The 26,226-nt window shown below is 57.4% G+C and carries 19 protein-coding genes; 2 read left to right on the top strand and 17 right to left on the bottom strand.

What is annotated here, in order from left to right:
- Window positions 1-413: 413 nt before the first annotated feature.
- The 9 genes from HNQ50_RS00685 to HNQ50_RS00645 all read right to left on the bottom strand — a co-directional run bounded on the left by HNQ50_RS00685 (window position 414) and on the right by HNQ50_RS00645 (window position 13,110).
- Complete coding sequence (locus tag HNQ50_RS00685; protein ID WP_184096526.1) at window positions 414-1,133, bottom strand: dienelactone hydrolase family protein; 720 nt, start codon at window positions 1,131-1,133, stop codon at window positions 414-416.
- 221 nt (window positions 1,134-1,354) lie between these two features.
- Window positions 1,355-1,978, bottom strand: coding sequence for an HNH endonuclease (locus tag HNQ50_RS00680; RefSeq protein WP_184096524.1), 624 nt, complete (start codon window positions 1,976-1,978; stop codon window positions 1,355-1,357).
- A gap of 349 nt (window positions 1,979-2,327) precedes the next feature.
- The gene (locus tag HNQ50_RS00675) at window positions 2,328-3,785 is read right to left on the bottom strand and encodes a GIY-YIG nuclease family protein (RefSeq protein ID WP_184096522.1); all 1,458 of its coding nucleotides are present in this window, start codon (window positions 3,783-3,785) and stop codon (window positions 2,328-2,330) included.
- Window positions 3,782-5,311 carry an EAL domain-containing protein gene (locus tag HNQ50_RS00670; RefSeq protein ID WP_184096520.1) on the bottom strand — a complete coding sequence of 510 codons (1,530 nt, stop codon included), beginning with the start codon at window positions 5,309-5,311 and terminating at the stop codon, window positions 3,782-3,784. Before HNQ50_RS00670 ends, HNQ50_RS00675 begins: the two co-directional genes overlap by 4 nt.
- 21 nt (window positions 5,312-5,332) lie before the next feature.
- Window positions 5,333-7,879 carry a LuxR C-terminal-related transcriptional regulator gene (locus HNQ50_RS00665; RefSeq protein WP_184096518.1) on the bottom strand — a complete coding sequence of 849 codons (2,547 nt, stop codon included), beginning with the start codon at window positions 7,877-7,879 and terminating at the stop codon, window positions 5,333-5,335.
- A 58-nt stretch (window positions 7,880-7,937) separates the two neighbouring features.
- A complete protein-coding gene (locus tag HNQ50_RS00660; RefSeq protein WP_184096516.1) occupies window positions 7,938-9,557 on the bottom strand; it encodes a methyl-accepting chemotaxis protein in 1,620 nt (539 codons plus the stop codon).
- Between the two features lie 649 nt (window positions 9,558-10,206).
- Entirely contained in the window at window positions 10,207-11,418 is a 1,212-nt protein-coding gene (locus HNQ50_RS00655; protein ID WP_184096513.1) for a metallopeptidase domain-containing protein, read from the bottom strand.
- A gap of 71 nt (window positions 11,419-11,489) precedes the next feature.
- Window positions 11,490-12,497, bottom strand: a complete 1,008-nt coding sequence (locus HNQ50_RS00650) for a hypothetical protein (RefSeq protein ID WP_221302933.1) — start codon at window positions 12,495-12,497, stop codon at window positions 11,490-11,492.
- A gap of 1 nt (window position 12,498) precedes the next feature.
- Window positions 12,499-13,110, bottom strand: a complete 612-nt coding sequence (locus HNQ50_RS00645) for a hypothetical protein (protein WP_184096511.1) — start codon at window positions 13,108-13,110, stop codon at window positions 12,499-12,501.
- Between the two features lie 158 nt (window positions 13,111-13,268).
- On the opposite strand from HNQ50_RS00645, the gene HNQ50_RS00640 reads away from it, so the two are divergent.
- On the top strand, window positions 13,269-14,282 hold the full coding sequence (locus HNQ50_RS00640) for a LysR family transcriptional regulator (protein WP_221302932.1): 1,014 nt from the start codon (window positions 13,269-13,271) through the stop codon (window positions 14,280-14,282).
- A 409-nt stretch (window positions 14,283-14,691) separates the two neighbouring features.
- Here the strand turns inward: HNQ50_RS00640 and HNQ50_RS00635 are convergent, their stop codons facing one another.
- The 3 genes from HNQ50_RS00635 to HNQ50_RS00625 form a co-directional block, all read right to left on the bottom strand.
- Window positions 14,692-15,465: a FimD/PapC N-terminal domain-containing protein gene (locus HNQ50_RS00635; RefSeq protein WP_221302931.1), complete on the bottom strand. Its 774-nt coding sequence runs from the start codon at window positions 15,463-15,465 to the stop codon at window positions 14,692-14,694.
- Between the two features lie 211 nt (window positions 15,466-15,676).
- Window positions 15,677-16,177 carry a hypothetical protein gene (locus HNQ50_RS00630; RefSeq protein WP_184096507.1) on the bottom strand — a complete coding sequence of 167 codons (501 nt, stop codon included), beginning with the start codon at window positions 16,175-16,177 and terminating at the stop codon, window positions 15,677-15,679.
- Entirely contained in the window at window positions 16,174-16,683 is a 510-nt protein-coding gene (locus HNQ50_RS00625) for a hypothetical protein (RefSeq protein ID WP_221302930.1), read from the bottom strand. Before HNQ50_RS00625 ends, HNQ50_RS00630 begins: the two co-directional genes overlap by 4 nt.
- 335 nt (window positions 16,684-17,018) lie before the next feature.
- On the opposite strand from HNQ50_RS00625, the gene HNQ50_RS00620 reads away from it, so the two are divergent.
- Window positions 17,019-17,750: a S1 family peptidase gene (locus HNQ50_RS00620; RefSeq protein ID WP_184096503.1), complete on the top strand. Its 732-nt coding sequence runs from the start codon at window positions 17,019-17,021 to the stop codon at window positions 17,748-17,750.
- Window positions 17,751-17,856: 106 nt separating this feature from the next.
- Here the strand turns inward: HNQ50_RS00620 and HNQ50_RS00615 are convergent, their stop codons facing one another.
- The 5 genes from HNQ50_RS00615 to HNQ50_RS21845 all read right to left on the bottom strand — a co-directional run.
- Window positions 17,857-18,192: a hypothetical protein gene (locus tag HNQ50_RS00615; RefSeq protein WP_184096501.1), complete on the bottom strand. Its 336-nt coding sequence runs from the start codon at window positions 18,190-18,192 to the stop codon at window positions 17,857-17,859.
- 67 nt (window positions 18,193-18,259) lie between these two features.
- On the bottom strand, window positions 18,260-18,481 hold the full coding sequence (locus tag HNQ50_RS00610) for a hypothetical protein (protein WP_184096499.1): 222 nt from the start codon (window positions 18,479-18,481) through the stop codon (window positions 18,260-18,262).
- A gap of 69 nt (window positions 18,482-18,550) precedes the next feature.
- Entirely contained in the window at window positions 18,551-23,905 is a 5,355-nt protein-coding gene (locus tag HNQ50_RS00605) for an autotransporter outer membrane beta-barrel domain-containing protein (RefSeq protein WP_184096497.1), read from the bottom strand.
- Between the two features lie 128 nt (window positions 23,906-24,033).
- Window positions 24,034-25,695, bottom strand: a complete 1,662-nt coding sequence (locus HNQ50_RS00600) for a response regulator (RefSeq protein WP_184096495.1) — start codon at window positions 25,693-25,695, stop codon at window positions 24,034-24,036.
- 285 nt (window positions 25,696-25,980) lie between these two features.
- A partial coding sequence (locus HNQ50_RS21845; RefSeq protein WP_221302929.1) for a hypothetical protein occupies window positions 25,981-26,226 on the bottom strand: 246 nt, incomplete at its 5' end.

Genomic DNA, 26,226 nt, shown 5'->3' with positions numbered 1-26,226 from the left:
AATTTCGAGAGATGACAGGTTTGTTAACAATTGAAACATGGACGGGGCTGGTGGTGACACTGCTAATGAAACCAGAGCTTTGCAGGGGATAGGTTCCAGAACTGTGCCGGAACTGGTGCCAGTGTTGAGGTTCGTTCAGCGATATGGAACGGTTTAAACCGCCTTTACGGGACCATAAAAGCGGGTCTGCTGGTGATCTTGACGTAAACCAGACTGGTCAGCATCGTTGCCATCCAGCCTTGTTCAAGTGGACGATTCATATAGAAAACATCTGATCTTCCAGCATCCAGACCAGTACCATTACAGGTGCAAGCAGCTAACAGGTTAGTTTTTTATATATAGAAAAGACCGGCACTTAGCTGCAGACCACATCCAGTGGCTCATGGCGACGATCCAGTTCCTGGTCGGCGTCATCAAAAGCAACTCACCTCAGCCACAAAGTTCGCGATGGCCCGTCGTGCCCGCTGTGCCGAGGCCGGTGAGTAGACGAGACGGGCGTTTGGATCAGTGCCCGCCTCCGGGTTATCGAATGCGTGGTGCGTCTGGCTATAGAGTTCAAAGCGTACATCGTTGCCGGCCTCGTCCATTTCTTTGACCACTGCCGCAATCGTCTCCATTGGGGAGACTTGATCCTGCGTGCCTTGCAAGATCAATACGGGCGCGGTGATACGGCTCTTCATTCCCTCTGCGGCCGTTTTTAGTAGCGCCGAGCAGACGATGATGCCAGCGATATCCTGACCGCTGCGGCCATAGTCCAGTGCAACCATCCCGCCGGCGCTATAGCCCAGGATCAAGACAGGTGTACCGTCAGGCAGCTCTTTTCGCACTCGGTCTATGCACGCGGCCAGCCCTTCCACCCCTTGCGCTCTGTGCGCGATCAAACGTTGCACCATTGGGCCCACCTGATCCGGGCTGTCCGGGCTGAAACCATCGCCATAAAGATCCGCAATGGCCACTACGCATCCGAGTTCGACCAGGTAGGCCGCATGATCCCGAGCCAGGGGGCTTTGACCGCGCCAATCTGGCAGCAACACCACCGCCGCCTTCGGTACCAGACCCGAACCTTTAATCAGCAAACCGCGATAGTTCTGCTGCCCGGCAGCGTAATCAAGGCCGGTTTCGACATTGCTCATCAGTACCTCCTGCGAAAGTCATTCTGGGGTGATAAAAGCTTGAGCTAAGTTCTTTGCTCGATGAGCACCCACCCTTGTTAGGGATGTGAGGCCAAGCCATTGTCTGAGCAGTCTAGTCATAAACCTGGTTTAATCTGCAGCAAGACACACAGTAGTACGTTGAGTGGTAAACCGACTCGATTAAAACGGTTTTCTACTCAGTTTTTGGTTGCGGAAATGTCTCAACGAAACCGCTCCAAACCATCCCACAAAGATCGTATCGGCTCGCGTTCGCGAGGGTCCAGCAACGCAGTCTCATCAAGTGTGTATTGCATACGCCCGAAATTGCACGGTGCACAGGTTATAACCATGTTACCGATACTGTTGTCACCGCCCTTTGCATGCGGAAGTATGTGATCGTACTGGGCCCACATCGCCTGAAACCCTGCATGCTGAAGATTATTCTTTTTGCCCCATGGCAACGCATCCGGATACTGGGCGGCAATTCTCTTCCTCGTCTCTGCCCGGATTACTGGTATACCGCAGAAGCGACAATGGAAACCGTCGCGCAGGAGCAGCGCTTGTTTTTCAGCGGCGTTGGGCATCCTTGAAACTACCCGCACAATTGGAGCTTGGGCCGCCACCTGTTCAACGGTACGCACCTTTATATAAGCACTCCCGCGCCCCCAAATCGACTCCGTCCATTCTCTTATGGCTGGCATATCAGCCAGCTTTAATAGCTCGATAGCCAAAGCACGGTGGCCGCTCAGGTGTGCCGACACCGCTGCGTCAAGATAGCGAGCCGCATCTGCGATTTCAGGAATAGGCGCACGGAAGCAGGACTGGTAGAAATAGTCTTCAACCATATCTCAGAGTATGAACTGGTTTCAAAAGGTGGCTAACTACCGGAAAAAAAGCCATCCGCGGTACCGCCCTGCTCACTGCCCCCATTGATCAGCTTCATTGCAAAGTGTTCGACATGAACGGCCGCACAAGCTGTCTGGACCCGATCGGGGAATATAAGCAGTACTCGTCGCTAGGAGCTGCGATCCAATTCGGCAAACCACAACTCTTGGGTTGTCAGTACTTGACCACGTTGGAGTTCACGTATGCCCGGAATAAACTTCTGGGCATACAATTTACGCTCCTTAACTACCGCTAGATCCAATACTGGCACGCCGTCAAACATGTTAAGCAGCTCAATGTCCATTTCCTCTAACAACAAGGACTGGATACATCCGACGATTGCAAGCCGTCCGCCTGATCAGGCTCAACAGGGCTTGCGGCTTGCTTATGTTTTCTAGGTGAATGATGCTTTTTATGACTGGCATGACCAGGTTTCTTGTTTGCTGTTGGGATATCCACAGGGGCATGAATAGCAGGCATGGGCATCGGAGCCGGAGGACGTGACCACCAGTTACAGAGCGTGCTGAAGATATATCCCGATCCAAGAGCGGCGGCACCGCCAGCTAATATGAAACAGATGATCTTCCAGATTCCAGATCGTGATCGTGATCGTGATCGCTGGTGCGGCTGCCGGGTGACAACGGGTTCTGGCCAGTGGGACTGGATATAGCCAATACTACGCTGAGTCTGACGGTCAGGTTCGGTAGATCGTGGTGATACAACCTGCGGCATGGTCTTGCCGTTGTCAGGCGAACTGACCGTTGTATCAGTGACCTGAAAACCTGACTCCCGCGCCTTTGCATGTGCTATAGCTGCCTGGGCCTGCTCCAGTGAGCACGAAAAGAATTCCCTGTACGGGTTAACTCGACAGGTTTCCAATGCCTTGTGGACCGCTTCTTCAGCATCAAATGCCCGTTCAAAGTGCTCCTCGTGTACAACCTTAAATTGCTGTGGCACACCCCGGTAATCCAGATCTTTATACCGGTATAGTGCGCCTGCTCGCTGGTCAGGAGCCCAAGTGGTATAACCAATTTTCAGAAGCGGGTCGGAACCATTGTGGTACACATCGTTGGTCAGCACGTAGACATAGCCCGGCGATGTCGTGCGCTTGTCAGCACGCCATTTAGCCAAAGCTTTCAACTGTTCCTCTACCTCAGGCTCTAGCTCGATTTCCGGATCAATTTCGTCGTCATCGCGACTCAGTTCCGGTGGGCGATTAACTCTGTAGCCAATGTCTCCCTGAACAGCCTTCTTCAAGGCGTCGACGGCCTGCTGGATAGAACAAAAGAAGAAGTCGCGATCAATCTCATCGGGATTCAGCCGCCACGAACTCAGGGCAATGTGAGCCTGGCGCATGGTCGCCCAAGCCTTCCAGACCATCGCCTTGTATTCCACAACAAACGGAAACGGTACTCCCGTTTTGTCGAGCAGCTTCAGGCTGTTTTCCATGGAATTGGTCGTATAGCCGATCTTGACAATGGGCAGGCCATTTCGACGATATCCAGGATTGGAAAGCACATAAACGTAGCCAGGACGTTCCGGGATATCAGCATTGAATTCACACCTGGGAAAACGTGAACACACGAGCATGCTACCCATCGCCAGCGGCAGCCCCGTCAGTAGCAAGAAGCCTTGCCAATGATTGTTCCAGGCCAGCGGCGTGATGACATCAATCAGGCACCTGAGAAAAAACGTGTTGGAGAGGATGGAGCAGACCACGACACTGCGTGTGGCTATTTTTCCGAGTGTGGAAAACGGCTGGATCATAGGGTTTCTTGTGCAGGCATCTGCGGGGCCGCTGCGATATCCACAGACTCTATGGGCCAGATCACGGGTTGTTGCCAGACACTGGCAGGCTGCGGGCGGCCAAAGAAGTAGCCTTGCGCGGCATCGACCTGTCGGACGCTTAACCATGCCAGTTGCGTGGCGGTTTCTACCTTTTCGACGACCACTTTGACGCCAAGCACTGCCGTCAATTGAAGGATGCAGTCAAGCACCAGATCAGCATTGGGGCTGACATCCAGGCTGTCCAGAAACAGGCCGTCAATTTTGATGCAATCAAAAGCAAACCGATGCAGATAGCCCAGAGAACTGTACTCGGCGCCAAAATCATCCAGCGCGACCTGCACGTGATGCGCCTGCAATTGGGCCAATACCGTCTCAATACGGTTTGTGCGGGACAGATCCACAAAACTGCGCTCGGTGAGTTCTACAACGGGCTGCAGGCCCTGCCCCAGTAATTGTTCGGCCCAGGCAATCACGTCTTCAATCAGATGCTCGTCCAGGAGCGCTTCTGCGCTGAGATTGAGCGCAACGCTGCTACCCGCGGGCAAAGACAGAGCCGGAAGTTGTGCGCTGGAGGTATGCATCATCAAACGGGTTAACGGTGCAATCAGGTCCAGCTCTTCGGCCCTGGCAATAAACCGGTCAGCAGGAATGAAGACACCGTCGGCGGTTTTCCAGCGCGCCAGTATTTCCACACCAGACAAGGTGAGGCCGGATAAGTGATACACAGGCTGGTAATACGGCGTAATTTCCTGGAACTGCAGCGCTTTGGCCAACGCCGCGTCAAACTGCCACGCTGCGCTGAAATACCGCCGGATCTGGCCAAACATCAGCCACCCCATCACCAGTGCAATGACGTTCCAGGTAAAAATGCTGTCCAGCACATACGCCCAGGCCAGTGTGCTGCTGGCTTCTACAAAAACCCGCGCAACGCCGGAGGCGGACTCGGCCACCCATTCGTGACGGAAAACAGGCCGCTGATTGGTGCTGGTGCGGCTGGATAAATAGGTATTGCCTATTTGCAGCACGATCTGATCGTAACGCTCAGCGGCCTGCGCCCGGATTGACTCAAGAAAGTAATCTGGCCGCAACAGGAACAGCACGCTGTAGCCGTCTACATAGTCGTATTCCAGCGAAGGATAACTGCGCAGCGCATTTTGCTGATCTGAGCCCATATGCGCGCTGCACACTTGCTGATGCCACCGCTGCACATAAATGGCATCGATAAACGCCGACGTACTGATTGCTTGATCCAGACCCAGGCGCAGCTGCGCGTCGCATTCGGTGCCGGTCTGAATGGCAGACGTGCCGTGCTCGTACAATTGCTGGTGGAGCGCATTCGCCTTTTGCCGCGCAGTATTGAGCGAGCTATCTACCGTACCCAATATGCTGGCGCTAACCGCATTCAGTTCCTTGTGCACACTACGCTGGGCAAACCAGACCAGGCCTGCATTGGCCAAAACGAGGGGCGCGACAAAGCACACCGACAGGGCAATCTTTCTTTTCATGATTCCAGTCCCTGCAGCGGTTTAAAGCAGGCCCAGGCGGCGGGCTTTATCCACAGCGCTGATCCGGCTGCCTACACCAAGCTTGCTGTAAATGCCTTTCAGATACCACTTGACGGTTTGCAGTGATAACTCCAGCCTGGCTGCAATGGTCTGGCTGGTGAGCCCTTCTGCCACAAGGCGCAGGATTTCCATCTCACGCGCGTTGATATCCGGCACGGGCAACGGTTTTCTGGCTTGTCCGCGTGCACTGAGAATGCGGGCGATATGATTCTGCTCTGCCACGGTAAACAGCCGTGCTTGCCGCGAAGACAGTTGCGACAGTGCGTCTATCAACACCGTGCCCTCGTCCAGAAAAGTGCTGATTGCGCCGTTGACGCTGGCCAGTCGAATGGCCTCCAGCAAGGGCGCCCTGGCTTGCCGGGCATCGCCGTTCAGTAAATGAGCCAGCGCAGAAAGCACGTACAGTTTGGTTAACCGCCAAGTGCGGCCGGTGCTGCGGGCGGCCACAATGTGACGATCAAGCATATGCATGGCGGTGACGGCCTCATCCCCACCCGCGTGCAACATCAGGCGCGCCATTTCGATACCACACCCCTCAACTTCTTCCGTGGGGTAGACAAATGCCGGGTCCGGTAAGGTGTGATTGGTGCTCAAGTACTGCCGAATCAGGGGCTCGGCGGCCTCCGGGCTTTCATGGGCAAGGGTAATACGTGCTCGTTCAGCCTCAATTTTGCTTTGCATCAATGGCTCATGCGCCACGCTGAGCATCAGTTTTTCCAACACCAACACCCCAGCCATCGGGCCTTGCTCGATGCAAGCCAGCCGGCTATCCATCATGCCAAACAGGAAATTGACCAGAATGATGGGCTGAGTTGTATTCAGCCAGCGATATTGCTCCAGCCAGTGTCGCGCCTCGGCATACATGCCCAATTCATATAACAATTGCAAGCGATAGCCGCGACAGAAAATATGCATGATGCCTGCGGGCAATCGCGCATCATGCGTTTCTATAATATCGTCAGCACATTGCAATAGACTCAATGCATCACGCAGGGCCCCTTTTGCGCCAAGAATAGATGCCTCGGCAAAATAAGAACTGCTCAGAGCCTGAAAATTATTGACGCTACGATTGATCTTTTTGGCATTCCACACCGCTTGTGCGGCGACATCCATTTTGCCCTTACCCAATTCAATCATGGCCACCAGGTTGAAAATACGGCCTTGATTGGCATCACCCAGATGAGGCATTGCAGATTCAAGTTCTTCCACTCTTTCCACGAGTGCATGGTAATCATGCAAATGCAATTCACTCAGCAGTAATTCCTGATACTTGATAGTCGGCTCGATGAGCGGATCAAACATGCCACGCATTTTGTTTTTCAATTCTCTTAAAACAGACATTGCCCCCTGTTTGTCTCCCGAAAACAAAAGGCACCATATATAACTGAGACACAGGTCAATATTTCCAAATAACAATACTTTGGGAATTCGTTGACACCACCGGATCACCGTCTTGAAGCGCGCCCCATGCAATAAAGTTTGCGCAGCAGACCCCACCAGGGGCATGACTTTTTCCCAGTCGCCCTTGTCAATCAGTAAGGATATCGCTGCGGCTGTATGCCCTTGGTCAATCAACCAGTTGGCAGCACGGTCGATCACCGCCGCTGTGGGCGGGTCATCTACCTCAATTTTGTAATTGATCACGTCATTCCTGAATGCCGGGTGAAACCGGTACCAACCTGCCTGTGTCGGTTTCAGCGGCCAGCCGGCGGCAACCAGCGCCGCCAACCGGATGTCCTGCCCGGGATACATGGCATTTACCAGTGCATCACAGACCTCATCCAGACGCCCGATGGTACGAACCCGCTGTTGTTGTTCCGGGCTGTGCGCGGCAAAAATCTGCTGTTCAAAAAAATGCCGCAACCGCGTCTGATAACGGGTGCTGGCCCACGCCGCACGTGCGGACTTCAAGGGCTCGCCCGATTCATCCCGCAATAACGCCACCAGGGCAGGCCAGCCCCGCGTTTCGCGCGCAAGGGTTTGGTCTATCGGTGTGGACCAGCGCAACACCTGGCGGCACCATGCCGCCACTTCTTCCGTGGAAAACCGCAGGACATCCGCATCAAAGACCTTGACCGTGCCTTGGGCAAGCAACCCCACCAAACGCGCTTGATCCAGTACACGCGTGGCAAATACGGCATGCACCCCAACTGGCAACACACTGATCAACTGGCACAGCCAGTCGGCAGACGCGCAGGCCCAGCGATCCAGATCATCCACGAGCACCGTCAGCGCCACCTCGCCCACGTCTGCGGTGTCACCCACAAAGCGTTTTGCGCACACTAGCGGGTCCGCATCTTGCGGCGTTAACACCAGCTGCCGGGCATGGTGGTGCTGCGTAATCAGATGGTTGAACAACGCCACCAGCGCCTGCGTTTTGCCGTAGCCCGCTGGCGCATGCAGCACCAGCACCTGGCTGTTCTGGCTAGCGGCCAATAGCTTTTGCACCAGCTCCGGACGCGCCAGCCATCGATCGTCGACACCCGTTACCGGCAATTTGGTCTGCATGATCTCTGCTCCGCCCTGCCGTGATTCGACCTATGGATAACGCACCGCCGCAACCCGGTCAGACTTTGTAACGCGCCACAATCTGTAGCAGCGTCTGACTATCGGCATGCAGTTTTGTGCCCACCTCCGCCACGCCCATGGCGTTCGCGCTGGTTTGTTCAGTCATCTGCGCCACCTTCTCGATCTCGCGCGCCATGCTGTTACTGGCCACACTTTGCTCGCTCATGGCATACGAAATGTCGTTGACGCTGCCAAGCACCGTCTGCGCGCTCGACCGGATGCCCGCGACAACCTCACCGACAGAAGTCACGCGCTCCACACCCACTACCACTTCATCAACCGTCAGATGGATGGCCGCGACAGTCTGGCGAGCCTCCTCCTGGATCTGCTCAATGGTCTGGGCAATCTCGTAAGTCGACACGGATGTTCGTTCGGCCAGCTTGCGTACCTCATCGGCAACCACCGCAAATCCACGGCCCACGTCGCCCGCCCGTGCTGCTTCAATGGCTGCATTCAAGGCCAGCAGATTCGTCTGCTCTGCGATCCCTTTAATGGTGGTCACAACTGCGCTAATGTCCACCACCTTTTGCGACAACGCCTCAACCTGACGGGCCGTGGTATTGGCTCGGCTGGCAATCAGGTCAACCTTGCTGATGGTGTCCTCTACCGTTGTACTGCCGATAGCGGCCATCTCGCCCGCTTTTTCAGCCAGATCACGGGTCTCCTGAGAGCGTTCAGCCACATGCGCAATGCTGACCGTCACTTGCTCCACGGCGGCTGCCATCGCAGCAGTCGAATGGCTCACCATTTCGTTGGCGGCAGACAGTTCGCTGGTATTAGTCGCCAACTCTGCCGCATGAGAGCCCACCCCTTGGCTGATAGCCGAAACCTCGCTCAGACTCTGTTGCATCAGGCTCAGCAAATTATTCAGTACGTTCGCAGTTTCACTGATTTCATCCTTGCCACCAGCGGCAAAGCGGCGAGTGAAATCCAGCGAAGCTCCTACCTCTGCAGTCTGCGTCTGCAGTGTTTTCAGCGCTTTGGTAATACCGCGAGAAATCAGCAAGCCAATCACCAGCACTGTGAGTGCGCCGATCGAACTGATGACAACAATCATGATGTAAAGCTGATGAATACCTGCAGAGGCTTCTTCACTCTTTTTTGCCCCCAGATCCACATTAAATTGGGTCAGTGCATTAATACTGGAGAAGACCTTGTCAGCCTGCGGAGAAGTCACTTCACGGATATATTTGATCTGCTGGTCATTCGCTTCAATCGTCAACAATTGATCAACCATGCCTTCCCAGGCTTGTTCATTTTTGGCCAGATCCTGAAATAATTTCCGGTCTTGATCTTTAATAGACGGGCTATCAAGATCAATGGCCTTGTTATATTCATCCAGTTTCTTCACAAGATTGGCGCGCGCTGCTGCCACGCCTTTTGCAACGCTATGTTCTTCTGATGGCGGAACGGCGCCCCATAGCAAAATCTGCCGCCGGGCTTCGGCAAATGCAGCCCCAATATCAGGGATAGTTGCCAGTGTCGGAACTACGTTTCCCGTGACTTCGTCCGTACTTTCCTTGACTTTAGCTACAGAGGAAAATATCACAATACCTTCAGTTGCAAAGATGGCCAGAACAACGAAATTTAACAAAATTAATTTAGTAGATATTTTCATATTTAAACACCGGAAAACACGCACCTTCCTGAGGCTATTGCATCTTTTTTTTAAAAAAAGGGATATCCGCAGGTATCGCCTGTTTAGCAAAGACCTATCGGGAATGACGGCAGAATAAACAGGAAAAAAAACAGGAACAATCCGAAAAATAATACAAATTGATCTGCCTCAATACAACACACCAATAAATGCGATAGCCACCCCTAGGAGTGGTGCCATGAGGGCACAGGTGGTGTTATGCAAAAGCGAAGGCGCACGATCAAGCCGCACCCATCCTGCGAGTGACAGTTCGTTATGCAGCTGGACTGAGAGCAACAGTACAGAGTGCCTAACCTGCGCAGGCTGAAAGCCAAGGCGGTTTAACTCCCCGCTAAATACCAACCAGGTCATGATTGGTGGCCTTCAAATTCCCAGAAGAAATATCGTGAAATTACCTGTGCAGTTTCACCCATGTGGGGCATTTACACGAGGCAACCCTGTCATCTGGTGGCACAGTCCAACTCAATAAAATGAAGTCGTAGTTGCTGCTGAAGCGGAAGGAAACAGGCTGACGCCGGCTTTTCGCGACAGTCAGCAACTTTCAGGACTCACTTCTTCGGCGGCAAAACCTGGGGGCCGGCACCTTTTCAATCAAACTGAGCATGGGCGCTTAAAGTTTTTGAGCCACGACCTTGATTTGCGACCCAGGCAGATCCATCAATTCCACAGTAAACCGTACGTTCCCCGAAGGCTCCGTGAATATCGCGGGCTGACCAATCTTGTCCGGTATTGCCACTCCGCCAAGGTAAATGGCCGTCACACCAATACCTTCTACTTCCGCGAGTCGACGGACAAACAGGTAGGCAGTCCCTGGGACGACACCCTGATTCCAGTCAATTGGACGGACGTATTCCAGATAGTAATCCCAAGCGGCGTCCGGGGTTTTGTATGCAAGCTTCGCGCCAAGATTAGTCTCCACCGCAGGACGGGAAATGGCCCCCAGTAGCAAGGCAATTCCCTCTTTGCGTCTCATCCAATCGCCAGCGTCAACCAGAACCCGGCGTTTGTAGAGCCAGCCTTGTTGCGCCAAGTGTGCAATACACAGTGCCGGACCAAAGGGAACCTTGAAGATAGGGTGCTGAAAGGAACCATTCTGACTCATGATGCAACATGGATCTGCATAGTTGGTTTTCATATCGGCCCCGACATCATGTTCCATGTTAAAGCCGTGCCCCATTTCATGCGCTACCACGTTACCGTCAAATGGCGGCGTCAGGCACACTTTGCCCCGACCATCCGCGCTCCCGTCTATCCAGTAGCTTCCCCATCCTGGCGTTCGATAATCTGCCCCGGCAGGAGCCCCATCTTTGGCCCATCTGTAGGGATAAATTACGATCTGACTGTGAAAGCCAGCCAGTGGATCATCCCCTCTCTTTTGCAGCGCTTTGATTGCGTAATCAATCAGGCCGGAGCGCCCCGGTCCCGCTGGTGTACTACGAGGTGTTCCAGCGGCCTTGCTACGCTCAATGTCTGTTTCAACCCAGTCAAATACCCTTGAGCCAGTGATGTCGATCGAGCCGAGGGAAACGTCTCGCCAGTACTCCACAAGGCCGCCGGAGCCCGGAGAAAAGGCGTGTCGAAAAAAATCTTCGATAGGCCTTTCCAGCACAGGGTTGGGACCCATTCCTTTGAACCGACAGAGTATTACAGCCCATGGTCGTCTGGTCGCAACACTGGCAAAAATTGCTGCTTGCAAGGCTCGTACAGAGCCTGCCGGATCAGGATGAAAGTGCTGCATCAGCGTGCGCGCGCTAACCGCGCCACTTGCTTGTACCTGCCCACGCTCCCGCAAACACTCAATTGCACTCATGAAAGTGGCCATGATGACTCCTACAAAAGACGACCCGCCGTATAAACAATCTACGGGCCCCTATCTGGACAGGATTATGGATTTCACTGAAGCGCCACTAGAATCGGGATCAGCCCCTTGGTGCTAGCCAGTGGTGCAAGCGCTTTGCCAATCACGGCGCCAAAACTGCGCATAGGGTCAACCGCTTTCATGGCATGACCGGGGGTAGAGGAAGTGGTCATCAGATCGCCGATCTCAATCGCCACTTCGGTTGCATCGACAAAACAATACACTTTGCCAATCAAAGCAATGGGTAGCCGGGAGGTTTCGTCGGGATGCTGCCTGTCAAGGCAAATGGCTGGTCTGAAACGACCTGCACCCGATACGACGCCCGCAACGCACTTGTCGTATTCACGGTGACTTGGCGCAAGACGTCCTTGCGCATCAATGCACATCACCATGCCAGGTATCGTACCTTCTATCGGTGCTATGTCGAAATGCTCTGCGCAATCCGCCCCGGCCAACATGAGATCTCCAGTCACCGTCACGTTACCGTTGAAAAAACCCGCCAGGCCGCCCGGATTGTGTCCAGACACCCCGGCCGCATTCGGGTTGTGGCTTACACCGAAGACACCATCAAACCCATCACTTTCCCCCACAACCCCTGCCTGACTTTTGCTGTATCCAAAAACACCCTGCCAAGTATCGCTAAAGCCTGCCAGACCTCGGCCACTGGAGCTTTTCCCCTGGACGCCGTTCCCCGACTGGCTACTACCGTCGACACCGTTGCCGGACTGCGTAACACCGATGACGCCAAACCCTCCATTGTCATTCGTACCAAATACACCGCCGCCATTCGGGTTATGGCACACCCCATACATGCCATGTAGTTTGTCGCTCTCGCCAACGACTCCCGCGTTCTGAACACTCCTCCCATAAACGCCCTGAAATTGCTCGCTGGTTCCGACCACGCCCCGCCAGCCGACTCCGGAAAGCCCGTCTCCACCAGCAGAGTTCACACCCGTGACGGCTGGTGTCCCTGCCACGTTCGATTCACCAAGCACAGTATTTGCCATTGCAGTCTCCAGAATGGACAGGATCAGGCGGCTCAAATCAGCCTGGCGCCAGGCTTGATAATCCGGCGTTGGTCAATCGTTTGGCTGCGTCATTGAAGGCGGTGCTTAGCTCACTGTGGCCGATACCGGGTGCAGCGCCACCAAAGCGGGCGCCCATGGCCATTTGAGCTAGCGGCGACAGCGTAATCGGCCATGGCTCCGGATCGGGAACCGGGTACGGATGCCAGACGCCTTTTACGACAATACTTACCAGCGGTGGGCATAGTTCATCGACCTCATCACTCAAGCGTCTGGCGATGTAAGCGCTTTCGTCCTGCCTTACCCAGCCATTGAGGGTGCTTGCAAGCGTCACCGCATTAATCAGGCGATCGGCAATTTCAAGGCCAACAGCAATATCACGCAGTTGTGGGGGCAGCCGTTGTGGATTTCGTGCCGCTAGCAAGCCCGGACTTTGGATCCGCGTTTGCATGTCGAAGGCAATCTGTCGCCATGGATCAGGCGACGGCGTCAGCACAACACGTTCGCCGACGCGGATATCTGCCTGAGAGAGCTCCCACCAGTGTGGCCAGCAATGGTTCAACTCAAACAGGGCTGTGATCAAAGCCTTGGCGCTGATGACATTCGTATGCAGCGTATTCAACTCGTTCATCACCGATATCTCCTTTTGATGGCAAAGCTGCCCCCGCGCATGTCCTGACAAAGGCAACGCGCAAAAGCATGCAGAAATGATGCGTTGGTAGAAACAGTTACAGAGATTGACGAGCGGGCTGCCGCTTTTCACAGCTACGGCGAGAGCTTGAAAGTGCTATGCATAACGCATGGCACGTTCTGTGCCTGATCCAACTTAGGCAGTACCTGGTCAGAAAAAAATGGTTTTTCCTGCAATTTCATTTTTCAATTTATGCAATGGTCTCCCTGGAACACATCAGAATCCTGGTGGCCGCCATAGATACGGGCGGCCTGGCGTCAGCCGCCCGACTACTGGGTTTGTCCCCGGCGTCGGTGACACGCGCCATCGCCGCACTGGAAGCCGAACTTGGTGTGAAATTGCTGCATCGTGGGCCGCGTGGCACACGTCTGACAGAAACGGGTGAAACGTTCCTCCTTGATACGCGGCATATTCTTGAGGATCTGGAACATGCCGAGGCCACGGCCCGGAACGCGCACCTTGAACCGGTGGGGCTGCTGACGGTGACCGCGCCGGTTCTCTTTGGCAGGCTTCATGTCGCACCGCTGTTGACCGATTTTCTGGAATCTCACCCAAAAGTGCGGGTACAGGCCATTTTCGCTGACCGCTTGGTACACATTGTGGAGGAAGGCGTGGATGTGGCCTTGCGTATTGCGCCCCTGCCCGATTCGGCCTTGACCGCAGTGCAGGTCGGTGCGGTCAGATTGATCACCGTGGCGGCGCCAGCCTATTTGAGCCAGCACGGGATACCCAGCAGCATTGACGACCTGCCTTCACACCGCGCCATTGGTTATCTGGACATTGGCGGAGGCCCCAAAGTCTGGAGGTTGACCAATCGGGATGGAGACACTGCAGGCCATGCGCAACCGGATGTCGCCTTGAGCGTCAATACTGCAGACGTGGCCATTGATGCGGCCATTTCCGGCTATGGGCTAGCGCGGGTGCTCTCCTACCAAGTGTACGACCACATTGAGCAAGGACGCCTCCAGCGCGTTTTGCAATCATACGAACCTCCCCCTACACCAGTAAATATCGTCTACCCGCAAGGCAGGAGGGCTGCTGCCAAAATCCGGTACTTTGTCGATTTTGCGGCGAAAAGACTGCGGGTACACCCTGCCCTTGGCGAACGCTGACCTGAAGCCAACAAAAACCGGCTCAACCCGCATACAACCCGGCATTGCCAATTGCGTCAGGCGCTTGCAAACAGGGTTGCCAGGCGCCTGGATTCAACCCCACCAATCATTTGCTACTGACTCACTGCCAATCGAAGGCCGGCAAAAGGAATGGTAAAGCAGCCAAGTGACGGCCTTTTCTGTATATAAAAACCTGGCCTGTTAGCTGCTGGTTCAGCCAGCCGAAAAGTACAGCCTGTATTTCAACGTTCCGGGCCGTTGAAGGCGCTTTCGCCAGGCAGGGGCGTGTGGAACGGTGAAATACATCGTTTATTGCTCGGCAATCTGCCGATCCTGCTTAAACCGGCGTGCGGCGAAATGGCGGCGGCGCGGGCATAAAAAAGGCCACGTCTGGCGTGGCCCCTTGGGCTTAGAACAAGGCCGCGATCCCGCGGCAGGCCTCATCCAGATCATCAAACCACGGCATCAGCATGCCGCTCACGCCCCGGCTGGGCAGGGCCAGTTGCCCGGTTTCTTCCAGCAGGGTCAGGAACAAGGCCAGCCCATCGCGGGTGGCATAGAGCTGGGTGAGATGCTCGTTGATCACGTCTTCCACGGTTTTATCCAGCTCTTGCAACAGGTGGAGATTTTGGGAAAGGCGTAGCTGGCTGGCTTCATCCAGGGCCAATTCCTCGCTCAGCGCCACGGTTTGCTGCAACAAGGAACTGCGGCGCAATAAGGTCAGGTCATCCCATTCTTTGGGGTCTACCCAGCCCGCAATAGTGCGGCTGGTATAGGCCTGCGGCACGCTGACATCCAGACGTTGTTCGCCCATATCAAACGTGGCGGTGGCCGAGGGCACCAGATCTGGCAAAAGCAGGACGGAAGCTTCATCTGCCGTGGCCAGTTGCTTGACCGAAGCTTCCGGCAGACGGCTGACATCTACACCAATGCGTTGCAGCAGGTCTTTATCAAACGCGGGCTGGACGTTGCCACTACCTTTGTCCACTTCACGCAGAGTCACATTGGTCTTGCCGACCCAAACGTTATTCACATACAAGTCTGCCCGATATTGGCCTGGCAGCGCCGGGTTGCCTTTGTTAAACCGGCTGATATCCGGCCGGCTGGCTGCGCCACTGCCGGACAAGAAATCCGGGTTGAATTCCACAGCCATGGCAGCGGTATGCAATGGCGGCACCGCCATGACAATTTCATCGGCGTATGCGTAACCGGTTACTGAAAAAACGGCCAGCAGCGCGGCGCTTACCGGCCTGAGCGGCAATCCGGGATGACACCATTCGCAATATCGATGCCCTGCATCCGGTGCATAGCAGCCACACCGGGGCCTTGTGCTTGCCGGCTTCGCTACCCCGGATTCTCGCTGCGCTTCATCCGGGCTACGGTGTGCGGGGCGCTTACTGCAAGTTACCCCAGCGGCCGACTGCGGGCTCGGCCAGTGCCCATTGCCACTGCCGGGTGGTGGGATTGCGGCAAGCCACACCATGGAACCACTGCGTTTCCGGGCCTGGCGGCGTATCGGTAAACAGGAATGTCTTGCACGTCGCCAGCGCGTTCTCGGTCTGGACCAGTACGCGCACCTGCCCTGCGCCGTTCTCAATCGGCAAGACGTGATTCACCTGCCAAGGGTGGGTTTGCCCTACCGGACTTTCGCCGACCACTGCGGCAATCTGCTCTTGCTGATCTTTGTGCAAACGCCGCGTCACATTTTTTGATGCTTCGTCGACGCCCGCCTGAACCGCCAGGCCAATGGCCACCCCGGCGGCCGGGTTGGCGGTAATGGCGCTCATGGATAACGCCGCCGCCGCGCCCGAGAGCGAGCCTGCCATCTGGCAGCCTTGTAGCGACAGCAGCAGCAACAGCAGGCCCCCGCTTTTCACAGCCAGGCGCGGGTTCATTGCAAACTCCCCCAACGACCGGTAGCGGGTTCTGCCGCCGCCCACTCCCAGCGGGTAGCGGTTTTACAGATGGTGGAAACGTAGAACGCCTCTGGCGAGGTCACGCCGGTGTCGTGCTCAATCACGGAAAATACGATTTCCTTGCAATTGAGTTCCCCGCTACTGACGATACGGCTGACGGTCACCCGCCCGTCGGCGGCGGGTTCCAGCGGCACAGAGGGGCTCCAGGTCCAGGGCGCAACCGCGCCGGGTTTCAACGGGCCGGCCACAGCGGCAATATTCAGTTGTTGATCGCGATGCAGCGTGCGTTGCGAGTACTGCACCCCCTGGCGCGCGCCAGCAACGGCGATCAGGCCAATGCCGGTCGCCACCGTCGCGTTGGTGGTGACCTTGGCGGCAACGGCAGCACCTGCCACACCAGCGCCAGCGACGGCGGTTTCCGAGTACATGGATGACGAGAATGAGCTACACGCCGCCAGCAGGCAAAGCGCGCTGCTTGCCGCCACGGCTCTCAGAACCCTGCCAGCACAAAAGCCAGACGAACGCGCGGACGAATGAAAAGCAAACACAACCATGTCGGTAGCCAAAGGGAAAAACCGCAAAGTATGCGGTCTCAGGCTTACTCGATATATCAGACGCCTCCCAATCGCGGCGCATAGCGCGCGGGCCGGTTTTTTTCCGGTAGAGAGGGAAAGACCCACGTGCGCGCGTCGTCTTCATACTCTTCTGTGCGACGGTACACGCAGCATGATCACGTTCCGGGCGACGGCGTGCTGCTCACGTCAGCGATATCGTGCCGGGCCAGAACAGATTAGTCTGGTGCTTTGCGGAGGTATCCCTCATGACGGATTCGTTATTGCTTGCAGCGGCACGGCTGAACACCTTTCAACAGCAGTTGCCGCTGACCAATGCGAGCGGTTTTTTCTTTGCACGCGGTGGACGCTTGTATCTGGTGACCAGCCGCCACGTCGTGATTGATGAGCCCAGCAGCCACTTTCCCGACCGGATTGAAATCGAGCTGCATACTGACCCGGTCAACCTGACCCGATCCACGGGGTTTTCTATTCCGCTGTACCGCAACGGCGTTGCCATCTGGCGCCAGGGGACGGATTCAGCGGGCGAAGTGGATGTGGCGGTGATTGAGCTGGAACAAGCGGCACTGCCTGCCGGAATGATCTACCGCGCTTTCACGCCAGCGCATCTGTTTAACCTGCAAAACCAGATCACCGTGGGCAGTTCTGTGCTGGTGGTGGGGTTTCCTCTCGGTTTTCACGATACCTTGCACCATATGCCGGTGGTACGGCATGCCATCATCGCCTCCGCGTTCGGGCTGCGTTTTCAGGGCAAAGGCTATTTTTTGACCGACGGCCGCACCCACCGGGGCACCAGTGGCGCACCGGTGGTGCTGCGTGTCACCGGCAATGCGTTGCCCGATGATGATTTTCCCTGGTTACTGCTGGGCGTGCATTCGTCCCGCATTGACGTCGGCTCACGCGATCTGGTCGAGGACGAAAAGCTGGGGCTCAATGTCACCTGGTATGCCGATATCCTGCTCGCCCTGACCGAGCCATAACAACGCAACACCGGCGCGTGGTGCGTTGTTCGCTTTGCCAGCGGGAGCGCTGATTGACGTGTTTTCCAAGGTGCTAGGCATACTGAAAAGACAAACCCACCCACACCTACCGACGATGTTCTTGCAGTATTTTCAGCACTTCCGCCGAAAGCGGAACGCCTTGTGCCACCAGGGGGTCTGCAATTGCCCGCCATTTGGCATAGGCCAGCTTGCGGGCATCAAACAACGGCCATACTTCATCGTCCGTCGCTTCTCCAAGCTGCACTCGATCTTTGGCTTCACGAAATGCAATTGAAGTTGCAATCAACGCCTTTTCAGCATGCTCCAGGTTGATTCGCGTGATTTCATCCATCAATGTCACCCCCTCCTGCAACGTCATGATCACCCCCACCAAGCCGACGTGACTGAGCTGTTTGTAATTTGCAATCAAGCTGACAGACATGATTGCCCAAGTCAAATAAAATTCATGGTGCGTTGCAGTGCCCGGCGGACCACCGGCACCCGCGCTGTCATTGCAACCGTTGCCGACGACGCCGGAGCAACGCCGCGTGGTCCTGCGCCGCTTTGTAGTCACCCGCGATCTCGGTCGTCAGGGAGACCACGCCGTGCTGACACACCCAGGATACAGCCCATAAGTCTGGCGCATTGTCTTTGGCGACCACTTCAACGTTAACCAGACAGTTATTCATGACCGAGACGCTGGCGGCCAGACATTCAAAACATTTTCTCATTGCGAACCTCTTTTTTCGTGCGTGCGGGGGCATCACGGCGGAGTGATTGATCCACCATGATGGCCGGCGTTACCAACGGATTTTCAGACCACCAAGCGCGCCGTAGCTGCTGAAGTCGGTAGCCCATTGGCCATGGCCTTGTGCCCAGGCGGTCGTATCCCGATCCAGACGGGCTTCCAGACCCGCTTTCAGTTCACCCCGGCTGGCAGGCGTGTCGGTGGTGATGGTCTGGCCATCAAAGCTCACGGTGTCGGCATGATTGCCATGCAACCAGTTGGCTTCCACAAACGGCTGCACGCGGTTGCTGCCGTCATCCACGGTGTGCCGTTGATAAATCCGCACACCCAGCCGGGTATCAAGCTGACCACTGTTCTGAGCGCTGATGCGGGTGCCTGCGGCATCCACGACGTTGCCGGCGCGGTAGTGGGTGTAGACCAGTTGCGCTTGCGGTGTCGCCACCACTTGCTGGCCCTCCCCTTCGTGCACAGGCAGGTCGTACCCGGCCTCCACCGAAGCAGACAACGCCCTGGACAGGTATGACTGCGTGGCATAGGCATCGGCGCTGACTTTGTTATCAAAGTGACCATATTGCAGCCAGGTATCCACATACGGCCCCTTGTGCTCTGCCGCGTTGCCAAACCAGGTGCCATACACGCCGACGCTGACGCCGCTTACTTCGCCCCGGGCGCGGGCCTGGTTGCCATCCGCGCTGACGTCGGTTGCAGCGGTACCGGCACTGACCATGGCACCAAGGTGCGCCCGCTGGCCGTTCTCCCTGTCCCAGCGCGCAAGTTCGCTCCCCACCTGCAGCAAATACCGTGAACCGGTTTGGCTCAGTTCACCCTGACCGGCCTTGCTGTCGGTGCGATCACCCGTCACCCGGGCCCACGCACCACGAGGCGCGGCGGTGTTCTGGTCAAAGTACGATTCACCGACCCGATCACGCAGGGTCTGCATTTGCCAGCCTTTGACGGCCGACTGGTTGGCCAGGTAGGCCCCCGGCTCCGGACGAAAAACCGGTGTGGTAAAAGCCTGATCGACGACCGCAGATCGATCGGATGGCCCGGGATCAGTTGGCCGGTTAGCGCCCCCATCCTCGGTTGCATCTTTTTGCGAGCGCAAATACCAGTTGCCATCCGCAGCGTCATCAGAACCCTGGATGAGCTTGTATTCATAGGCGCCGCCCACCGCACGGCCTTGTAGCGCAAATTGCCCGTCAGACTGGCCGTCCACCCGGATCAGTTCAATCCCGCGGTGGGTCAGCGCGCCGGCGCCGTTGGCGTTTTTGACCGCAACGTGGCTGCTGCCCGAAGTGTTCCCGGTGACTTCCATGCGGTCAGTGATGGAATGATCGTCACCCAGCGTCGTACTGAAAATCAGCGTGCTGCCGGGTTGACCGACGTAGTTACCGGCAATTTTCAGGGTATTGCCGGGTTGGGCATTGGCGCCGGCCAGTGTCACGGTGCCGGCGTTGTGCAGATCGCCACCGATGTTGAACGCACCGACCGGACCACCCGCTTGCGCGGCGCTGCCGACCAGGACGCCACCCTGGTTGTTCACTGTGCCTTGCACCGTGCCGTAACCACCCAGCCTGGCGACCGGGGCGACATTGACGTTGGCACTGGCCAGTTGGCCCGCACTGCCGACAAACAACGTCCCGCCGTTGACCTCGGTGTTACCGCTCCAGGCTTGCGCGGTGTTCACGGACAGCGTCGCCGGGCCATTCTTGACCACCGTGCCCGCGCCTTCCACGGCGTTGGCCAGCGCCCAGTCCTGATTCACATTCAGGTTGAGCGTACCGCTGTTACTCACGCGGGCAGTGCCCAGATTGTCGGCGCTGGAGGCCGTCAGTTGCGTGCCCGTGGCCGTCGCAAACTGGCCAGAGAAAACACGGTTGTTGGCCGCCAGGGTGACATCCGCCGCATTGGTCAGACTGACCGCACCGGTGCCATCCAGCATATTGACCAGATCGCCGGTGGCGCCCGTGAGTTGCAGCGTGCCAAGGTCGCTGATCTTGCCGCTGCCCAGGCCTTGTACATGATCCAGCCGTACCGTAGCGCCATCGGCAATATGGGTGCTGACCGCCAGGCCCGGGTTGGCGCCGTGCACATCCAGCGTGCCGCCCCATGCCCGCAACTCACCCGCCCCCGTCAACGCGCCTTGCGAGGTGCCACCGTGATCGATGCCCAGTGCCCCGCCGTTGAAATCCAGCGTCGACCCCGCCGCACCCTGCAGCGCGCCAATCGTCTGGCTTGTGCCATTGAGATCAGTCCTGGTCGCATCCGCCATATTCAACTGGCGGGTCTGGCCCAGCGCATGGTTGGCTTCGAGCCGGAGCGTGCCGCTTTGCACCGAGGTTTCACCTTCATAGCGATTGTTGGCGTTGGACAGCGAAACAACGCTGTCTCTGGCATTGATCGCCAGATTGCCGGCGCCGATGATCTGCGCGGACATATCCGCCGCTGCCCCGGTCGCCCCGGTGTTTTGTGCCAGCGTCAGGGTCTGGCCTTGTTGCAGATCCAGTTGGGTCAGGCCGTAGTTGACGTAAAGCCCGTCGCCGGGCTCGGTGGTCAACCGGTAGCCGTAGGTTCCCAGGGCGACAATCTGATCCTGTTGGGCGATCTCCAGCATTTGGCTGCCGCCCACCCCATTGCCGTTCTGGTCTTGTAGCGTGAGCGCACCGCCGTAACCGTTGACGGTCGTGGCCTTGACCAGTTGCACGCCGATCTCGCCGTCATCCTGTTGCAGCAGATTGGTGGTCTCGGGCGTATCAATCGGGCTGGGTGCGTAGGGGACTGGCACCGTGATGCCCACCGTGCCGGTACCGCTTGCATCCAGATGCGTGGTGTTGATGGTGCTCTGGGCCACCGTGGCGTCGGGTACCGTGGCGTTGAAAATGGTGGTCCCGCCGTTAAAGGTGAGCCGGCCAATGGTTTGTTCGCCGTCGCCTACCGTCACCACACTGCCCTGATCGACCAGCAAGGTGGCGTTGGTCAGCGCCCTGGTGTTGTCGTCTTGCAGTGCCAGGGTGCCCTGGCCCATATCCAGCGTGCCCGCGAAGGCGTTACCGGTGTTAGCGCCAAAATTGAACGCGTCGTGACCCGTGCCCATTTTTGCGACGATGGTTCCCTGACCCGTCAAATTGTTGTTCAGGGTAAAACCGCTGTTTGTGGGCGCCACATTCAGCGTGCCATCCAGCGCAATACCGGCCGTGCCCAGGTGCTGCAGACTCGCGCGCACCTGCATGCTGGCCGCGTTGTTGATCTGCCATTGACCGGCAAACGCGCTGTTGTCGCCAGCAATATTGATATCGTGCCCGCTGACCACCGCATTGCCGCTGCCAGTGAGGTTGTTGGCAAAGTCGGCGTCGTAGAGACCGTTGGTGCCGGAGAAATCCAGCGCAACGGTGCCGTTGCCGGCCAGCGCCACCGCGCCGGTGCCAGCGGCATTCTGGTGGGTGAGCCGCAAGGTGCCGGCATCCACGTTGCTGCCACCGCTGTAGCTGTTGGCTGCGCCCAGTGCGAGCGTGCCTGCTCCCGCCTTGTGCAAGCTGCCGCTGCCTGCCAGCCCGTCGTTGTAAACCAGCGCACGGCTCGCTGCGATGCTGGCATTGACGCCCCCATTGAGCGTGATGCCGCTGGAGGACAATGTGCCGCTGCCGGTGATCAGTGCGCCGTTGTTGGCGTCGATGCGGCCGCTATCGCTCACGCTGAGCGCGCCATCGCTCGCGCCGTCGCCCACCTGCAAGGTGCCATCCAGCACGACCCCGTTGGTCGAAGTCACCGCGCCAGTGCCGGCCAGCGTGCCGCCCGCGTTGATCTGGATTTTCCCGGCAAAGCCCACGCTGGCGTCATCCAGCGCCAGGGTGGCGCCATCCTGAACGCGCAGCGTGCTGAGCTTGTCGGCACTGGTGAAGTTCAGGCTGTCGGTCACCACGGTGGTGCCACCGCTGGCATCCGCCAGCACGTTGACCATATTGGCGCCACTGGTCATGCCGATGCTGGCCTGATCCACGTTGACGCGGGTGAGGTTCAGGGTGTCGGCCCCCGCGCCAAAGGTGATCGAATCGGCCCCGGCGCTGCCGGAAATGCGCACGTTGGTGAGATTGGCGGTGTCGTTGCCGGCCCCCAGCAGCAGGCTGGATGCGTTGGCCAGATTCAGCGAGAGATCGCGCAAATTGGCCGTGTCATTGCCATTGCCCAGATCCATAGCCACGCCGCCTTGCAGCGTGGTGCCGGTCAGGTTCAGCGTGTCGTCGCCGTCATCCAGCTTGATTGATACGCCATCCAGCGTTGCGGCCGTGGCGGTGAACGTGTCCGGGCCGTTACCCATGCTGACCTTGCCGCCAATAAGTTGCGCCCCGTCGGCCAGGGTCATGACATCGTTGTAGTAGCCAAAGTTGTAGACGATGTCGGTTGACGACGCATTGGCGCGGATTTGCACCGTATCGCTGGGGTTCTGGCCGGTGCCTTCCGCCATATTGCCGGTCAGAGCGCCCGTGCCTTTGTCCTGGGTATCGGCAAATTCGTACATGCGCACTTCGCTGACGGGCTGGCCATTGATCCGCAGTGCGGTAATCGAAACACCTTCGGGGATGATGAAGGTGTCCGAGCCCATGCCCATTTCAATCTTGCCGATGGCCTGGTTGTTTTCATCGGCGGTGATAATATCGTCGCCGCCGCGAGTCGACAGCCAGCCGCCGTTGAAGATGAAATTGGACAGTTTGACATCCGTGTCATGGCGATATGGGTCGTAGCGGAACGTCCCGCCAGTCAGTTTGATATGGCTGTTTTCACCAAACACCACCGGCGTGTAGTTGTAATCAAAGTTGCCGTTGTTGGTGATCGCGACATAGTTGCGGCCTTCATAATTGAAGGCGATTTCCAGCGTGGCGTTTTTTTCCAGCACCAACTGGCCGCCGGGTTCTCTGGGGTCATACAGCAAGAACATGGCACCGGATTTTGAGGGTGCGACATCCAGTGCCGGCAGGGTCGGAAAATACGAAGGCAGCCCCGTGCCGCTGCCGCCGGTGATCTTGCCGTATTGCCCTTCTGCCACCGTGAATTTACCGGTGGCGCGGTAGTACCCACCGGTCACATCCAGCGTGCCGCCAGTAAACAGATAGTTTTCGACTACTTGCGTGGCATCCGGCGCGGCGCCACCGGCTTTGGCCTGGTCCTTGTAGCCACCCATGATGGTTTTGCTATCGCCGTCAGTCAGTTCGACCGTAGCCACGGCCAGGGCATCTGCGCTGGCCAGCGCCAGCACCAGCCCGTAGCCCATCGCCCATACGCCGCGCGGCAAGTGCAGATGTTCGCCCACTGCGGCTTGTTTGGCCGGCTTGCCGTGTGCACTGGCATTTTCGGCTACGGCAACCCAGGCATTGTGAGTGGCATTCCAGATCGTGCGAAAAAAGCGGTTCATGACGGCAAGTCCAGCAAATGATGATGCTGGGCAGTCTGTGCCGTGCCTGAACTCAGAAATATCCGAGTGTTCCGAGGTCGCTATAGGAGTTTGCCGCGCCTTGCCGGACTGTTCACATCGGTCTGGGCTCAGGCGTGGCCCAATGCCGCCGGCAACTGCAACTCAATTTCAATCCGTCGCCCAATCTGCGTGAACTGGCCCTTCATCAAGCCCACCACCGCCCTGCAGATGGCAAGGCCAAGGGTGCGGCGGGCAGAGACTTCCGTCGTTCCGGGAATGACGTCAGCCGCATCCAGTTGCAACCGTACCGTCACCATTCCGCTGGCCTGGGTAAGAGTTGCCAGCTTGATCGTTCCACCGTCGATACCCGCCAGCAAGCCCGCCACGATCTGACCATAACGGCGGGAATCCACCCAGACCTGGGGCTGCGTCACCGCAGACGGGTCAAACACCGGCGGTGTGCTATCACCCGGTCGCGCGTCGATCACGGATCGGGTGAGTTGCGCGACATCGACCGTGGTCGGCTGCAGCACCACGGCACTGACGTCATAAAGCAGCAGTTCATCCAGCGTGTTCATGAGCATCTGATTGGTCTCGCCCGCGTGGAGAAGCGCCTCTTGTGCGACATCACCGCTGGCGGCATTCGCGATGCCAAGGTGCTGATCAATGTCTTGCAAGGACAAGCGGATCGCCCGGCTTAGATTGATCAACAAGGCACTCTTTTGGTGGCTCTCTGCGGCGGCCTGCTCTTTGGCATCGCGCAGGCGTTTGAGCATGTCGTCTTGCGTGGATTGATCAATGAACCCGCCGACCACGCCCATGATGCGACCGTCTTCCCCGCGAAACGGCACAAACCAGCCGCGCACCGAGATCGGAACCCCGGAGGACTCAATCAAAAAGTCGGTGACGAACGACGACCCGATCACCACCGCTTCGTTGTAACGCTGCTGAAGCAGCGCCCGGCGTTCAGGAGTAAGCCACTCGGACTCACCGATCCGCTTCATATAGGCCTGGTCGTTCGAGATATGGTGAAAGTCCAGCAGGCTGCGGTTGGCCAGCAGAATCCGGCCTTCGACATCGCGCACAAACATGGGGATCGGCGCGTTTTCGATCATGGTTCGCAGCATGTGCAACTCACGCTGCGTGGCGGCATCCACCCGCATCATTTCAACCGCTCCGTCGGCGTGCAGATTCAGCCCGTTGCGCTGCGCGATTTCGACCAGTTCAACGAGCGAGGCGGCGTGCAACTTGGTCAGCAAGCGGGTTTTGTAGGTACTGACTGTTTTGAAGCTCAGCGCCAACTGTTCCGCGACTTCATTGTTGGACATGCCGCGCGTCAGCAACTGCAACACCATCAATTCACGCGGGGAAAGCTGGCCCAGTTCATCTTCACGGGGGGATTCAAACACCTCATGGGTAAACCAGGTCTTGCCGTGCAACACCATCTCCACGGCCGTACGCAGTGTATCTACCGCATCAAACTTGCTGACGAAGCCACTGGCCCCGGCGGCAAGGCTGCGCGCCGCGAAATGCTCTGCGTGCTGTTCGGAGTAAACGAGGATTTTCAGCCCGTCTTGCTGTTTCTTCAGCCGCTGGATGACCTCCAGGCCACCCACGCCGGGCAGGCTCAATTCCAGAATAACAAGGGCGGGTTTCTGCTGGCGACACTGCGTCAGGGCGTCACGGCTGTTGTCCGCTTCCGCCACCACCTCGTGCCCCGCTGTGGTGAGCAGGGTTCGTAAGGCCTGGCGGAGCAATGGCTGAGGATCAATGATCAGGATCAGGCTCACAGGCCCTCCAGACAAGCAGCACCGCTAGCCTTGTGTGATTGCCCCGGAAACCCGGTGCGCAGGGATCAGATTCGACGTGGTTTCGCCCGGTTGGCGGGCAGATTTACTCTAGACCAACAAAACCGGTTTCGCCCTGATTCGAGGTTTGAATCACCTTGCGACTCGAACCCGGGGTGACCCCGCCTTGATACACCCACCTGTCTGAAATCAACAGCGACGTAGTCCGGATGGAGGCAAAGCCGGGAATCCGGGGTCGCGATACCGAACTAGCACGTTGAAGCATGGTCACCCCGGATTCTCGCTGCGCTTCATCCGGGCTACCTGGCTGCGGCCATTCACCGGCCATGAAACTGCGCGTTTCAGCGCCGTAGCCCGGATGGAGGCAGAGCCGGGAATCCGGGGTCGTGATACCGAACTAGCACGTTGAAGCATCGCCACCCCGGATTCTCGCTGCGCTTCATCCGGGCTACCTGGCTGCGGCCATTCACCGGCCATGAAACTGCGCGTTTCAGCGCCGTAGCCCGGATGGAG

Source organism: Silvimonas terrae (genome assembly GCF_014202765.1).
GTDB classification, from domain to species: domain Bacteria; phylum Pseudomonadota; class Gammaproteobacteria; order Burkholderiales; family Chitinibacteraceae; genus Silvimonas; species Silvimonas terrae.
The sequence above is the reverse complement of the archived record's forward strand: the minus strand, read 5'-3'. Positions and strand labels throughout refer to the sequence as shown.